This window comes from Halostella salina (assembly GCF_003675855.1).
GTDB lineage: Archaea > Halobacteriota > Halobacteria > Halobacteriales > Natronoarchaeaceae > Halostella > Halostella salina.
In genome coordinates this window covers 40,069-55,913 of record NZ_RCIH01000013.1, presented here as the reverse complement: position 1 = coordinate 55,913, position 15,845 = coordinate 40,069, and the positions used below count along the sequence as shown (strand labels likewise).

8 protein-coding genes are annotated in these 15,845 nt (G+C 67.8%); 6 read left to right on the top strand and 2 right to left on the bottom strand.

Annotated features, from left to right (window positions below):
* Window positions 1–241: 241 nt before the first annotated feature.
* Complete coding sequence (locus D8896_RS19695) at window positions 242–385, top strand: hypothetical protein (RefSeq protein ID WP_162991663.1); 144 nt, start codon at window positions 242–244, stop codon at window positions 383–385.
* A gap of 338 nt (window positions 386–723) precedes the next feature.
* On the opposite strand, the gene D8896_RS19690 is transcribed toward D8896_RS19695, so the two are convergent.
* Entirely contained in the window at window positions 724–975 is a 252-nt protein-coding gene (locus D8896_RS19690) for a hypothetical protein (RefSeq protein WP_162991662.1), read from the bottom strand.
* Window positions 976–1,011: 36 nt separating this feature from the next.
* On the opposite strand from D8896_RS19690, the gene D8896_RS18820 reads away from it, so the two are divergent.
* The 3 genes from D8896_RS18820 to D8896_RS20095 all read left to right on the top strand — a co-directional run bounded on the left by D8896_RS18820 (window position 1,012) and on the right by D8896_RS20095 (window position 10,834).
* A complete protein-coding gene (locus D8896_RS18820) occupies window positions 1,012–1,941 on the top strand; it encodes a hypothetical protein (protein ID WP_121823652.1) in 930 nt (309 codons plus the stop codon).
* Window positions 1,942–2,171: 230 nt separating this feature from the next.
* Window positions 2,172–6,992 carry a glycoside hydrolase family 97 catalytic domain-containing protein gene (locus tag D8896_RS18815; protein WP_310732964.1) on the top strand — a complete coding sequence of 1,607 codons (4,821 nt, stop codon included), beginning with the start codon at window positions 2,172–2,174 and terminating at the stop codon, window positions 6,990–6,992.
* The gene (locus D8896_RS20095) at window positions 6,989–10,834 is read left to right on the top strand and encodes an outer membrane protein assembly factor BamB family protein (protein WP_121823650.1); all 3,846 of its coding nucleotides are present in this window, start codon (window positions 6,989–6,991) and stop codon (window positions 10,832–10,834) included. Before D8896_RS18815 ends, D8896_RS20095 begins: the two co-directional genes overlap by 4 nt.
* Before the next feature lie 118 nt (window positions 10,835–10,952).
* Here D8896_RS20095 and D8896_RS18805 read toward each other — a convergent pair whose 3' ends face one another.
* Window positions 10,953–11,435, bottom strand: coding sequence for a DUF7529 family protein (locus tag D8896_RS18805; RefSeq protein WP_121823649.1), 483 nt, complete (start codon window positions 11,433–11,435; stop codon window positions 10,953–10,955).
* A gap of 104 nt (window positions 11,436–11,539) precedes the next feature.
* Between D8896_RS18805 and D8896_RS20090 the strand changes: the two genes are divergently transcribed.
* Window positions 11,540–14,047 carry an ABC transporter ATP-binding protein gene (locus D8896_RS20090; protein ID WP_121823648.1) on the top strand — a complete coding sequence of 836 codons (2,508 nt, stop codon included), beginning with the start codon at window positions 11,540–11,542 and terminating at the stop codon, window positions 14,045–14,047.
* 142 nt (window positions 14,048–14,189) lie between these two features.
* Entirely contained in the window at window positions 14,190–15,839 is a 1,650-nt protein-coding gene (locus D8896_RS18795) for an ABC transporter substrate-binding protein (RefSeq protein WP_121823647.1), read from the top strand.
* Window positions 15,840–15,845 lie beyond the last annotated feature (6 nt).

Below are 15,845 nucleotides of genomic sequence, written 5' to 3'. Positions count from 1 at the left end.
TCCTTCTGCACGCCAGTCGGTCCACCCGGTGTCGGTTGGGCCGTCACGGGAATTTTCAAACAAATAATTATTTTGTACAGTCATTTATTTTCCTACACCAGCCCTTCTAATCAATTGGAAAACACGATATCCGAGTAGTATTATGTATCAACCATGTTCAGCGAGGGATGATCCGAGTGACCGGCGGACCGCGGTGATGGATCCGACGGGTAGTCGGAGGACCACGGACGGGTGTCGGCGTATGACCGGGCCAGGGCCGAAGGTCCGTGTGTTGCTAGTCGCCGTACTGGTCGCTTCGTCGGCGATCGCCGCGACGGCGGCGCTGGGTGGGGCGGCCGACGCGGTTGCGAATCATCTCGTGGTCGAAGAGGGCGAATCGATCTAGGAGGCAATTAATCGGGCAGACACAGGCGACACCATCGAGATCACCTCCGGAACCTGCACCGAGCAGTCGTACTCAACAAAAGTGTCACGCTAGTTGGCGCTGGAGCCGATGAAACGGTTATCAAATCGCCGGACGATCTTGATCCAACGTTCACACGCAATCAACGGAATCAGTATTCGATCGTTACGGTCAACGAAACCGATGCTGACATACAGGATCTTTCAGTCGATGGCGATGGCCAGGACAATGGCCACGATGCATTCTACGGCATCGCATACGTGAATGCAAGCGGAACCGCGGAAAACATCACCGTGACCGACGTACGGGAATCCCCGCTATCAGGTGTCCAACACGGGGTCGCGTTCGCGGCGTTCAACCGTGATGGTACCGAGCGAACGGTTACCCTCCGTGATTCGAAACTCGTCGGGTATCAAAAGAACGGCTTCGTCGGTACCGGAGAGAGTCTGACAGCCCGTGTTCTCGGGAGCAACGTAACTGGCGCCGGAACCACCAGCGAGATCGGTCAAAACGGCATCCAGATTTCCGGGTCTGCGGTCGGTGAGATCCGGAACAACACCGTTACGGGTCACGATTACACCGGGGAACCTCCGGTCGGCACCGCTAACGTGATTCTCTACGGGTACAGCACCGATGAACAGACGGTGGTTGCGGGGAACGAGTTCGCGAACGGCGAAATCGGTGTCGCCGTCGCGTCGTCGTTGAGCGTCATCCGTGCCCCGTCCAACGATCCAACCCGAGACGATGACACTGACGAGGAGACAGTCCCTGACGACACGATAGGGGACAATGAGACGGTGAGCGATAACGAAACGGTGGACGGCAACGACACCGACCCGGACGACACCGAGATCGACGCCGAACCGGACACGGTCGAGGAGGCGACGGTCGAGAACTCGACGGCCGAGTTCGACGAGGCGGACCTGGTCGACGAGGTCGCGTTCGAGACGGAGACTGTCAACACCTCGGTCGAGGTCGAGGAGTACGACGACCCGCCGGAGACCGTCACCGAGGAAGTCACCGACGCGGTTACGGCCACCGATGCCGGTGACGACGACGACGGCGACACCGGGGACGATGTCGAGGCCGACGTGGTGTCGGTGGTCGACATCTCGCCGACCGACGAGGAGGCCGAGAACGCCTCAGCGACGGTGGAACTGACCGTCAACACCGCCGAACTGAACGACCCCGAAGACGTAGTGGTGACCCACGAGACGGCCGACGGCTGGGAGGAACTGAACACGACCGTGCGCAACGTCAGCGACGGCGAGGTGACGCTGGCCGCCGAGACGGACTCCTTCTCGCTGTTCGCCGTCGTCGAGGTCGAAACGGACACCGAGACGACGGAGCCGACGACCACGACGACTGCGGCGACCGACGAGACGACGGCGGCAGACGACACCACGGCGGCCGACTCGTCGACTGACGACTCGACGGATGGTAGTTCCGACGGCGGCGGCCTGCCCGGCTTCACCGCCACCGCGGCGATCATCGCGCTCGCCGGCGCGCTGGTCGCACTCCGGCGGCGAACGGAGTAGCTGACGACCGTCGTTTCCGGTTACGAGCGGTTTTCCGACGCTTACGTCGGTCGGTTCCGCGATGTCATCACAGCCTGTAGCCCCGGCCGTCCCGTTTCGCGTGTCGGTCGACGACTCACCGGGACCGGGATCTGTCGCCGCCGAGGAACTCGCCAAATCCAGAAAACTTTACTATTATAATTGTTAATGCTCACAGCAGCATGGCAGGCAATGGCATTCCAAGTTGGGCCATGGACAGACGGAACTTCCTGGGTGGCGTGTCGGGACTGCTCGCCGCGTCGGCGTACTCCCTGCAGGTCCCCGACGAGGTGGCGGCACAGGTCACATCGGGTGACGACTCGAACGTGCAGTCCGTGTCGTCGCCCGACGGCAGCATCACGGTGACCGTCGACGTCTCCGACGGCGTTCCGTCGTACGAGGTTTCGGTCGGCGGGACGACGTACATCACGCCGTCCGACCTCGGGTTCGACTTCCAGAACCAGCCGACGTTCGGGGCGGCTGCCGACGGCACGTCCGGGAGCAGTGTCACCGTCACCGGCAGCGAGAGCGGGACGGCGACCGAGAACTGGGACCCGCTCTGGGACCAGTACGACAGCGTCTCGGCGGATTACAGCTATCTGAAGCTGGGACTCGAGGAGTCGGCCAGTCCGGGCCGCTCGGGGAACCTGGAGATCCGGGTGTTCGACGACGGACTGGGCTTTCGCTTTGCCTTCGACGAGGACTTCGCCGCCAACAGCGGCAAACTCGTCATCGCCTCGGAGAACACCGAGTTCAACTTCGCCGGGGACTACACGTCGTGGTGGATCGAGAACACGTTCGTCAACCCGCGCTTCGAGCAGGAGTATCGGGAAACACCGATCAGCGGTCTCCCTTCGGGGACGAAGGACATCGCGAACGACGAGGGCGTAGGGCCGGCTGGCGAGAACGACCGACGGGCCGGCGCGCACACGCCGCTGACGATCGACACGGGCGACGGCACGTATCTCAGCCTTCACGAGGCGAACCTCGAGGACTACTCGACCATGTCGATCGCCCCGAAAGTCGACGGCGACGGGACGGAACTGTCGGCCGAACTGGCCCCGAAGCCGGACGGGACCAAGGTCTCCGCGTCCGCACCACACGTCACACCGTGGCGGACCGTGCAGGTCGGCAGCACGCCGGGCGACCTCATCGAGTCGTCGCTGATCCCGCTGTTGAACGAGGACCTGGACACGGAGGCGCTCCCGGCCGACGGGAACGGCGGCGCGGACACGAGCTGGCTAACGCCGCGGATGTACGTCGGTATCTGGTGGACGATGATCGCCGGCAGCGCGCGGTGGCAGTACAAGAGCGATACGCAGGTCGAAAACAATGGGAACGACCCGGCCCAGTACGTCCACGGTGCGCGCACCGAGCGGATGAAACGCTACATGCAGTTCTCCAGCGAGAACGCCATCGACAGCGTGCTCGTCGAGGGCTGGAACCAGGGCTGGGGTTCCTACGGCGCGAGCGCCGCGGACGACGGACTCGGACTGAAGATGGGGACCGACGACACCTACCCCGACTTCGACGTGCCGGAGGTGGTCAACTACGGACAGTCCCTCGACAGTCCGGTCGAGATGACCATCCACAACGAAACCTCCGGGAACCTCTCGAACTACGAGAACGAGATATTCACGCAGAACGTCTTCCAGGGGTACGACGACATCGGCATCCGAACGATCAAGAACGGCTACGTCTCCGACCCGGGGCTGTTCGCGGACGCGGACAACCCGACGGAAGTCACGACCAACCAGCACTCCCAGGAGGCGGTCAACCACCACCGGCGCGTGATCCGGGAGGCCGCAGCCAACCGGCAGATGCTCGAGATCCACGAGGGGATCAAGCCGACGGGTGAGCGCCGGACGTACCCGAACGTGGCGGCTCGCGAGGTCGTCAGAGCGCAGGAGTACGACGGCTTCGGTGCGCTGGGTGCGAGCGTCGGCCGCGACCACCACGTGACGCTCCCGTTCACGCGGATGCTTGCCGGGCCGACCAGCTACCAGCCCGGTATCTTCGACATCACGTTCAACGACTCGACCGGCGGGCAGGTCCAGACGACGCTGGCCAAACAGCTCGCGATGTACCCGGCTTACCACGGCGGCATCCAGATGGCCGCGGACCGGATCGAGGCGTACGTCGACTCGACGTTCTCGGTGGGCGAGTTCGTGCAGGCACAGGCCGGCGACCTCGACGGGACGATAACGGCTGACAAGTGGCGCAACGCGTACGGTGCCCACTACGTCCCGATCGACGCCAACCGCGAGCCGGACGGTGCCACGGTGTCGTTCACCGTCGAGAACGTCCCGAGTCCGGGGACGTACGACCTCCACCTCCGGTACGCGAGCGACGCCGAGAACAACCTCCAGTCGGTCATCGACAACGGCAACCCGCAGGCGACGCTGGTCGTCAACGGCACGGAACAGGAGCTCGCACCGCCGTTCACCGCTTACTGGGACGCCTGGGAGGTCCACACGGTCTCGGTCGAACTCGAGAGCGGCGACAACACCGTCTCGGTCAAGCTCGGCGCCGACGACGTGGGCGGGTTCAACCTCAACACCGTCGGCGTCACCGAACAGGGAGCTGGCGCGCCGTTCCCGGCGTCGTACACCGACTTCGACGAGACACACGCCGCAAACGAGAACTTCGACACCGAACGCGAGTTCAAGTACATCGAGGACGTGCCGGCCGGCGACTGGGACGAGACGCGCGTGCTCGACAGCGCCATCGGCGAGTACCTCGTCATCGCGCGCCGGCAGGGCGAGGAGTGGTACGTCGGCGCGATGAACGACGACAACGGCCGGTCGTTCCAGGTGACCACGGACTTCCTCGACAGCCAGCCCAACGGCTGGAAGATGGAACTGTACACCGACGCCTACGGCACGAACGTCGATCAGAACCCGACGGGCGTGCGGACGACCGAGTCGATCCTCGCCGCCGGCGACACGGTGACGCTGTCGGCGGCGCGCGGCGGCGGGACGGCCGTCAGGCTGGTCCCTGCGACGTCGTCCGAGGCGTCGTCGCTCCAGTCGTACCAGCAGCCCGCCCAGGACCTCTCGTTCGAGATCGACGGCGAGACCGTCGTGAGCGAGCCGTTCGCCCGGGCGACCGGCTCGAACGTGACGGACTTCATCAGCGGGCAGACCGTCGAGGTCGTCGTCGACGGCACCGTCGACTCCCTCGAAAACATCAGGCTCCCGCCGAACGCGGACGCACGGACGATCGACCTCGGCGCGACGTTCTCGGAGACCGGGGAGTTCTCCGTCGAACTCCGCGCGCTCGACGGGACCACACTCGCCTCGAAGACGGTGAGCGTCACGGACCCGACCACCGTCGCGCGGTTCAGCGACCCCGAGGACGCGCCCGACGCGCTCGGGCCCGGGTCGTACGTCAACGCGACGAACTTCGCGGACGGGTCGATGGACATTCGGGAGTTCGCGGTGAAGGAGACGCCGTCGAACGCTATCTTCGAGTTCACCGTCGGGGCGCTCAACGACCTGTACGACGCCGAGACGAACGGAAGCAACCCGTTCTCGCCGCAGTGGTTCTTCGTCTGGCTCCGGGACCCGACCCGGAGCGACGGCGCGGTGACCGAGGCCGGGGACCTCGGCGATCCCGGGCTGAACGCGGACTTCGGGTCGGCCTGGCACTACCGGGTCGACGCGTACGGGTTCGGCGAGAACGCCATCGACCACAACGGTGCCGCGCTGACGGATGCCGAGGGGAACCCGGTGTCGCCGACCGTCTCCGTCGACAGGGCAAACGACACGGTGACGCTGCAGGTTCCCAAGAGCGCGCTCGACGGGACGGACCTCTGGGATATGGAGTTCGTCGCCGGCGTGCACTCGGAGAGCTTCGGTGGCATGCGCACCGTCGCGGAGAGCGCCGGAGAGGGCCAGTTCGGCGGCGTCGACCCCGACGCGGCCGAGAACGCGCCGCGGCTCATGGACGTGATCACGCCGCCCGGCGTCGACAACGCCGAGGCGCTCGGCTACTCTGCGACCGAACGGGCGCGGATCCCGTTCACGCCCGTGTACACCGGTCGGCTCGGCGACGTAGACCGGGTGGCGACGCTGTCGGACGACTCCGGCGATCCGTACGGTCCCGCGACGTCGGCCGACGGCGAGAACGCGTTCAGCTACCCGTCCACCGATGACATCACCCCCGAGGACCACGACATCCAGCGGGTCGAGATATACGAGAACGATAGCGAGTACACGTTCCTCGTCCGCCTGCCGAACCTGCGCAACCCGCAGGCGTTCGCCAAGAACAGCGCCTACGGCTACGGGCTCCAGCACGTCCAGATCTACGTGCAGGACCCCGCAGGGGAGAAAGGTAGCGTCGGCTGTCGCGACGGCGTGCACGCCTTCGACGGGCGCGACGAGATATTCGCCGACAGTTACCACCGGCGGATCGTCGCCCACGGCTTCGACAGGCAGATCGACACCAGCGTGTTCGACGAGGGTGGCACGTACCCGGTCGTCGAGAACGGCTACTGGGAGGTCGTCGCGGATGCCACCGGCGGCGTGAGCACGCGCGGTATCAAGCCGATCGATGCCATCGAGATCACGGTCCCGCAAAGCGTGATCCCCTCGGACATCAGGGACGTCTCCATCGTCCCCATGATGTTCAACTACGCCGGCGGCGGCGTCGGCGAGATCCGAAAAGTCGAATCCGACGGCAACGTCGGGGGTAGCTACGACTTCGGCGGCGCGCCGTCGAGCTACCACCACAACAACATCCTCGATATCGTGCTCCCGGACGGCGTCTCGCAGGCGGAGATTCTGGACCCGACCGCGAGTGACATCACGCCGGACGACAAGTTCACCGGGTACGACATCCCGTACGTCTCGCTCGCCGACCGCGCGAACACCATCCGGGAGGCGGTGGCCGGGGACGGCCCGGTGACCGAGCGCCACTTCGAGACGGTGCAGGCGGCCTACGAGAACGGCGAGGCCGTCGACGGCACCGGCGGACTGGTGCCGACGTACGACGACGTTCGCACGCTCGCAGCGGAGGTGACCGACGGATGAACGGTTCCGTCCGGAAGCTGCTGGTTCTGGCGGTGACGGTCGCCATGGTCGCCGCGACACCGGCCGCGCTCGCGGCACCGACCGGCGTCGACAGCACGGCACAGGCCGCGGGCAACGTCGGCTGGACAGGGTTCCAGTCCGGAGCCGCAAACGCCGGCAACGGGTCGACGGCGGCCGACTACGGCGACATCAGCGCCGGCTGGTCGGCGACCGGCGACACGGACGTGGCGTCCGGCCCGGCGGTCGTCGACGGCACAGTCTACGCGGGCGACGGCGACGCCGTCCGGGCGTTCGGCGCGGGCGACGGCGCGGAAACCTGGTCGACGACGGTCACCGGACAGGTGTTCGGGACGCCAGCGGTCCACGACGGGACCGTCTACGCCGCGACCGACGCCGGATCGGTCGTCGCGCTCGACGCGGACACCGGCGCGACCGTCGCCGACTGGCCCGTGACGACGGGCGTCGACGGCGGCGACATCGGTGCCGTCGTCGGGTCGCCGACGGTCGGAAGCGACGGGACGGTGTACGTCGCGACCGAGAGCGGGACGCTCCACGCCATCGGCAGCGACGGCACGGCACGGTGGTCCTACGACCTCGGGAGCCCGGCGCGCACGTCGACGCCCGCCGTCCACGACGGGACGGTGTACGTCGGGGACGCGAGCGGGACGCTCCACGCCGTCGCTGCGGCCGACGGCAGCGGCGTCGCGACCGCTGACGTGGCCGGCGGCGCGCTGAACTCGCCGGCGGTCGACGCCGACTCGGGCACCGTCGTCGCGACGGCCACCGACGGGACGGTCGCCGCCTATGCGAGCGACCTGAGCGAGCGGCTGTGGCGCGACACGAGCACGTACGACGCCGTGTACGGCAGCGCCGCGATCGACGGCGATGACGCCGTCGTCGGCGGGTCGAACGGCCTCGTCGGGAGCCACGCGCTGAGCGACGGGGCGACCGCATGGAGCGCGACCGTCGACACGAAGGGGACGTTCGGCGCGTCGGTCTCGGCCGCGGGCGGCACGGTCTTCGTCGGCACCGACGAGGGGTCGGTCGTGGTGCTCGACGGCGCGGACGGGAGCGAGAGGGACAACGCGTCGGTCGGCTCCGGCGCGCTCCTGACGGCCCCGACGGTCGTCGGTCCGAGCGTCTACGTCGGCACGAGCGACGGGACGGTCGAGCAGTTCGTCGACGCGGATCCGTCGTTCTCGGTGAGCGACGTCTCCGCCCCGTCGTCGGCGCTGACCGGCGAGCCGGTCACCGTCGACGTGACCGTCGCGAACGACGGCCTGGCGGGCGGCAGCTACACGGCGACGCTGACCGCCGGCGGCGAGACGGTCGACTCGCGGACGGTAACGGTCGCCGCCGGCGACAGCCGGACCGTGAGTATCGACTACACGCCCCCGCAGAGCGGGGACGTGACGCTGGCGGCGGGGTCGCGGTCGACCACGCTGACCGTCGACGACCCCGCATCGGTCTCCGCGACGGGCGTCGACGCGCCGTCGACCGGCGTCGTCGGCGAGACGGTCACCCTGCAGGCGACCGTCGAGAACGCCGGCGACCGCGAGGGAACGGAGACGGTCACCTTCACCGTCGACGGGGCCGAGGTTGGCTCCGAGACGGTCACCCTCGCCGGCGGCGAGCGCACCACCGTCAGCACCGAGTACACCCTCCAGCGGGCGGGCGACCGCACGGTGGCGGTCGGGGCACAGTCGACCACGTTGCAGGTCGACGAGCCGGCGTCGCTGTCGGTGACGAACCTCGACGCGCCGTCGACCGCCGTGGTGGACGGGTCGGTGACGCTGAAGGCGACCGTCGAGAACGCCGGCGACCGTGAGGGAACCGAGACTGTCACCTTCACGGTCGACGGTACGGATGTCGGGTCCGAGACGGTCACCCTCGCCGGCGGCGAACGCACCACCGTCAGCACCGAGTACACGCCGACCGAGACCGGCGACCGCACCGTCGCCGCCGGGGGCGAGTCGGCCACGCTGTCGGTCGACATCGCCGGCGCGGCGATCACGCGGAGCCGGATCGTCGACGGTACCGACGGCGACGGCGTCGTCGAGCCGGGCGACACCGTGGTCGTGACCGCGAGCCTCGACCCCGACCTCGGGAACGTCGGCAGCGTCGAGGCGGACGCGTCCGCGTTCGACGCCGGCAGTCTCACGCTGGCCGACGACGGTACCGGCGCGGACGAGACCGCGGACGACGACACGTACAGCGGGACGTTCACCATCGGGGGCGAGTCCGCGACGGGCACGCCCGACCTCGTCGTGTCCGCGACGGTCGACAGCGAGGAGCGCTCGGTCACCGCGACCGGCCTCACCGTCGACCGCTCCACGCCCGCCATCGAGGCGGTGCGGGTGACCGAGGTGGACAGCGACGACGGCGTCGTTGCGCCGGGCGACGAAGTCACAGTCACCGCTGGCGGCGTGACCGACGCGGACACGGCCGTCACCTCCGTGACCCTCGACGCGAGCGCGCTCGGAGCCGGGAGCGTCGGACTCGACGACGACGGCCCGGCCTCCGCGCCCGACGACGACGATTACAGCGCGACGATCACCGTCGGGAGCGTCGGTGCCGTCCCCTCGGACGGACCGGCGACGCTGCGGGTGACCGCGACTGACGAGGCCGGCATCGACGGGACCGCTGCCGCGGAGGTCACCGTCGACACCACCGCGCCGACCGTCGAGCGCTTCGACGTGCGCAACCCGTCCGGGCGCGAGGTCCGGGTCGAAGTCACCACGGACGAGCAGCTCGGGGCTGCCGACGGCGACATCTCGGTCGCGCTCTCGGGCGCGGAGACCGCGACGCTCGACCGCGGCGACTTCGCCGAATCCGGCCCGTCGGACGGGGCGTTCGTCTACACTGCCACGTACGACGGGAGCACCGACGGAACGTACACCGCGACGCTGACCACCGCGAAGGACGTCGCGGGCAACGACGCCGCCGACGGCACCACGTCCGGATCGGTCGATGTGAGCGTCGGGGGTAGCGGCGACGATGGGACGGACGACAGCACCGACGACAACGATAGATCCGACGACGGAACGGACGACGGTACCGACGGCGATGATTCCCTGGACAACGACCCGACTCCCGACGACAGCGACGACAGCGACGACGATGCGACCGACGACGGAACGGACTTAGACGCCGAACCGGACGTCGTCGTCGAGGCGACGATCGAGAACTCGACCGCGTCGTTCAACGGGACCGACCAGGTCGAGGCGGTCGCCTTCGAGAACGATTCCGCCAACGGCACCGTGACGGTCGCGGAGTACGACGAACCGCCTGCATCCGTCGAGCGCGAGGTCGGCGCGGCCGTCGCGGACGACGGGGACACCGACCCCGATGTACTGTCAGTTGCCGACATCTCGCCGTCGACCGAAACGGCGGCGAACGCGTCGGCGACGGTGGAACTGACAGTCGACCGCGACGAGTTGGACGACCCGTCGAACGCGGTAATCGTCCACCGGACCGCTGACGGCTGGACGGAACTGGCGACGACCGTGCAGGACGTCGGCGACGGCGAGGTGACGCTGACTGCCGAGACCGGTTCGTTCTCGCTGTTCGCCGTCGTCGAAGTCGAACGGGACACGGAGACGACGACCACGACGACCACGACCACGACTGCGGAGCCCACCGAAGCAACGACCACGGCGACGATGACCACGGCCGAGGAGACGACGGCCGCCCCGACTGACGACACGTCGGCGACTGATTCGTCGAGCGACGACTCGACGGATGGTAGTTCCGACGGCGGCGGCCTGCCCGGCTTCACCGCCACCGCGGCGATCATCGCGCTCGCCGGCGCGCTCGTCGCGCTCCGTCGTCGCGACCGGTAACGACCGGAAAACAGCGGTTCCGTTTTTTGCGGTGTTCGGTCCCCTACCCGGTTGTTATGCGTCAGGTATCGACCGCCAATCCGGTGGTCGACGTCGACCGGGAGGGGACACGTCCGTATCAGTTCTGCTCGGCCGGCAGCAGCGGCGTCGGGTCCGACGGCTCGAACGTGACGACCTCGTCGTTCGAGAGCGTCCGGAGGTGGATCGGCAACTCGCCGCGGGACCGCGTGCCCTCTAGCATCTCGGACGCCTCCCGCACGACGTAGAACGCGGGGACGAGGACGACGCGCCCGCTGGCCTCGTCCTCGACGGCCACGACGAGGAAGACGGTGCCACGCGTCGACGCGCGAAACACCTCGACGGAGTCGAACTCGGCGTCGGGCTCCCCGACGGCGGCCGAGACGGTTTCGAACTCGTCGTCGGGAACGAGCACGTCCAGCCCGAACCGTTCGTGGTCCGGCGGAAGCGGGGTGATGTCGCCGGGATGGACCTCGATCGGCTCCCAGCCGTTTTCGCGGTACTCCGCCGCCGTGGCCTCCATGTCGTCGACGACCTCGTCCCAGAAGTCGGGGACGTTGGTGTCGGTTCCGCGGCCTGTCATACTCGACACCGCGAGGGTCGACGGGCAAAAACCTTCGTTTCTTAGTTCCGGGTCGTCGATCGTGTAGAAAGCTATTTTACCTGTGACCGTCGGATCGCGACATAGTGAGCGATCTACTGTCACTCTCCGACCTCCGAACGCAGTTCGCCACCGACCGCGGCCAGGTGAAGGCCGTCGACGGGATCGACCTGACGATCCGCGAGGGTGAGACGGTCGGTCTCGTCGGCGAGAGCGGCTCGGGCAAGAGCGTGACGGCGCTGTCGGCGATGGACCTGGTCGAAGACCCCGGCGAGGTCGTCGGCGGCGACGTGCGGTTCCACGACCCCGACCTCGCGGACCGCCTCGCCGAGGAGTTCCCCGAGCAGGCCGACGAGTTCGTCGACCGGTCCGAAGGGTTCGTCGACCTCACGAGCGCCCCCGAGCCGGCGATGCGCTCGATCCGCGGCGGCGAGATGAGCATGATCTTCCAGGACCCGATGACCTCGCTCAACCCCGCCCTCACCGTCGGCGAGCAGGTCGCCGAGAGCCTCCAACTCCACCAGTACGGCGGCCGGAACCCCGACTCGTGGTGGAACGCGCTCCGCGAGACGCTGCCCTCGCTGCGCGGGAGCGGGATCAGCGAGGAGGTGCTGGAGGCGACCGCCGAGATACTGGCGGACGTGGGGATCCCCGAGCCGGAGGCGCGGCTCGACGACTACCCCCACGAGTTCTCCGGCGGGATGCGCCAGCGCGTCCTGATCGCCATCGCGCTCGCCTGCCAGCCCCAGTTGCTGATCGCCGACGAGCCGACGACGGCGCTCGACGTGACGATCCAGGCACAGATCTTAGACCTCATCGACGACCTGCAGGACGACCTCGGGATGTCCGTCCTGTTCATCACGCACGACCTGGGCGTCGTCGCCGAGACCTGCGACCGCGTCGCGGTGATGTACGCCGGCGAGATCGTCGAGGAGGGGCCCGTCGAGGAGATCTTCCACGACCCGAGCCACCCCTACACGTACACTCTGCTGGAGTCGATCCCCCGCGAGGAGAAAGACCGGCTGACGCCGATCGAGGGCAACGTGCCGGACCTGATCGACATGCCCGACGGCTGTCACTTCGCCCCGCGGTGTCCGTGGGCACAGCCCGAGTGTACCGAGGGCGAGATCCCGTTCCTCCAGCACGGCCCCGAGGACGTCCACCACCGCTCGAAATGCGTCCTCCAGGAGTTCGACAAGTCCGAGTACGGCGAGGCCGGGGGCGGGATGGCCGCCGAGAGCGAGACGTTCACCGGCGACCCGCTCGTCTCCGTCGACGGGCTGACGAAACACTTCTCGGAGGCCGACGACCTGCTCGACCGCTGGCTCGCCGACGAGCCGCAGGCGGTCCGGGCCGTCGACGGCGTCGACTTCGACCTCTACGAGGGCGAGACGCTCGGGCTGGTCGGGGAGTCCGGCTGTGGCAAGTCGACCACCGGCCGGGCGCTGCTTCGCCTCATCGAGCCGACCGACGGGACCGTGCTGTTCGCGGGCGAGGACCTCGCAACGCTCGACGGCGACGACCTGCGCGAGCGCCGGAAGGACATGCAGATGATCTTCCAGGACCCGCTGTCGTCGCTGGACCCGCGGATGACCGTCGCCCAGACGGTGATGGAGCCGCTGAAGATCCACGACCTGCCCGAGCGGGACCCGGACGACGACCGGTCGGCCCGGGAGGCTCGCCAGGAGCGCGTCGACGAACTCATCGAGGCGGTCGGGCTCGACGTCGAGCAGCGGGACCGATACCCCCACGAGCTGTCCGGCGGGCAGCGCCAGCGCGTCGGCATCGCCCGTGCGCTCGCCGTTGATCCCGACTTCATCGTCGCCGACGAGCCGGTGTCGGCGCTGGACGTCTCCGTGCAGGCCCAGATCCTGAACCTCATGGAGGACTTACAGGAGGAGTTCGACCTGACGTACCTCTTCATCGCCCACGACCTCTCGGTGGTGCGCCACATCAGCGACCGCGTGGCCGTGATGTACCTCGGGGAGATAGTGGAGGTCGCCGAAACCGCCGAGCTGTTCGCCGACCCCAAACACCCCTACACCGAGGCGCTCCTCTCCTCGATCCCCGAACCGGACCCGCTGGCCGACACCGACGACCGGATCATTCTGGAAGGCGACGTGCCGAGCCCGATCGATCCGCCGAGTGGCTGCCGGTTCCGCACGCGGTGTCCGAAGGTGATCCCGCCCGACGACCTCGATATCGACCAGGACGCCTACCGCGAGGTGATGGACTTCCGCGAGCGCGTCGAGAACGAGTCCATCGCCGTCGAGGCGATCGAGGGGTCGGCCGCGGACGCGTCGGGGACGCGAGCGGCGACCGACGGCGGCCAGGCGTCGTCCGGCGCGTCGGCCGGCGAGTCGGCCGACGGCGACCCGTCCGTGGCCGAACTCCGGGACCGTCTGTTCGATACGCAGCTCCCCGCCGAGGTGCGCGACGCCGTCGACGAGTCCCTCCGCCTGATCGGCGACGACGAGTGGGACGAGGCGGCCGACCTGCTCCGCGACCGGTTCGAGAGCGTCTGCGAGCGCGAGGAGCCGACGCTCGGCGACGTACGCCACCCGGCGGCGTGTCATCTCCATCCGGAGAGCTGACGCCGTCTACGGACGAACTTAGTATCGGCCTCGAACTGGAACTACGACAGTAGTAAAACGCGCCATGTGGGGCGATCCCTGTGTGGCAATTCCTGCCGTAAGTCCGTTATATTTATACATAGTTGTGGTCACATAGCCGCCTATGGCACAGGATATGGACCGTCGCACGTTCCTGACCGCGGCGGGCGGTGCCGCAGCAGCGACTTCGATGACCGCCGGATGCATCTCCGGTCTCGTCGGCGAAGGCGGGGACGGCGATGGTGACGGCGGTGGGGGTGGCACCCTCACCTACGGTCGCGGCGCGGCCTCCTCCACGCTCGACCCGCAGGCGACCACCAGCGGCGAGGTCGCCAAGGTGACCAATCAGGTGTATGACAAGCTCATCGGCTTCGAGCCGGGCGGATCCGCGCTCACGGAGTCGCTGGCGACGAACTTCAGCCTCGACGGGACGACGGCGACCCTCGAACTCCGCGAGGGCGTCACGTTCCACAACGGCGACGAGTTCACCGCCGACGACTTCATCGCCACGTACCGGCGCTTCCTCGACGAGGACTACGAGTACTACGTCGGGGAGGACGGGTCGATCTACGGCTCGTACCTGCTCGGCGTCGTCGACGAGGTCAGCGCCGACGGCGACTACACGCTGACGTTCGAACTCAACAAACGCTACGCACCGTTCCTCGCGAACCTGACGGTGTTCGCCCTGGCCGTCCTCCCCAAGTCGGAGATCGAAAGCGGGACCGACTTCGCGACGACGATGGTCGGCACCAGCGCCTTCCAGTTCGAGACCATGGACGAGGGGAGCGGCCTGGTCCGGCTCTCGGGCTACGACGACTACTACGGCGAGGGCCCCCACGTCGACGAGGTCGTCTTCGAGGTCATCAGCGAGAACTCCACCCGCGCGTCCTCGCTCAACGCCGGCGAGGTCGACATCATCGACGGCCTCGACGCCCAGACGCTCACGCAGGTCGAGAACGGCAGCGGCGAGGTCCGCCGCATCAAGGGGATGAACGTCGGCTACCTCGCGCTGAACATGGCGCAGTTCGAGCCGTTCCGCGACAAGCGCGTCCGGAAGGCGATGAACTACGCGGTCGACACCGAGGAGATCGCCGGGAGCATCTACCAGGGGATCGCGACCGCCGCGAGCCAGCCGATCACCGAGGATATCCTCGGCTACAACGACGAACTGAGCGTCTACGAGCACGACCCCGAACAGGCCCAGAGCCTGCTCGAGGAGGCCGGCTACGGCGACGGCTTCGACCTCGAGGTGGCGACGTTCCAGAACCCCCGCGCGTACAACCCCTCGCCGGTGCAGGCCGCCGAGACGGTCGCCTCCTACCTGGAGGACGTGGGCATCAACGTCACCATCGAGCAGCGGACCTGGGAGTCGTACCTCAGCTACACCGGCCAGGGGAACCACGACGCCGCGTTCCTCGGCTGGATGACCGACAACGGCGACCCGGACAACTTCTACTACGCCCTGCTCCACCCGCAGGTCGACGTTCCCGAGGGACAGGACTGGGTGAGCTGGGACACCGAGAACTACAACACCTCGAACCGCGCCGCCTGGGCCAACAGCGAGTTCATGGACCTCGTCGAGCAGGGCCAGACCACGTACAACGACGACGAGCGCGCGGAGCTCTACCAGGAGGCCGGCGCGATCTTCCACGAGGAGTGTCCGTGGGTGCCGATGGTCCACGCCGAGGAGATCCGCGGGGTCGGCCCCGACGTCGAGAACTACGTCGTCGAACTGATCGGCGGGCCGTTCCTCAATCAGGTGCAGCTGAGCTAACCCCCA

Excerpts from the sequence above, each read along its gene's own strand:
- D8896_RS18795 (WP_121823647.1), top strand. The coding sequence starts at position 14,190 with ATGGCACAGGATATGGACCGTCGCACGTTCCTGACCGCGGCGGGCGGT.
- D8896_RS18805 (WP_121823649.1), bottom strand. The coding sequence starts at position 11,435 with ATGACAGGCCGCGGAACCGACACCAACGTCCCCGACTTCTGGGACGAG.
- D8896_RS20095 (WP_121823650.1), top strand. The coding sequence starts at position 6,989 with ATGAACGGTTCCGTCCGGAAGCTGCTGGTTCTGGCGGTGACGGTCGCC.
- D8896_RS18815 (WP_310732964.1), top strand. The coding sequence starts at position 2,172 with ATGGACAGACGGAACTTCCTGGGTGGCGTGTCGGGACTGCTCGCCGCG.
- D8896_RS19695 (WP_162991663.1), top strand. The coding sequence starts at position 242 with ATGACCGGGCCAGGGCCGAAGGTCCGTGTGTTGCTAGTCGCCGTACTG.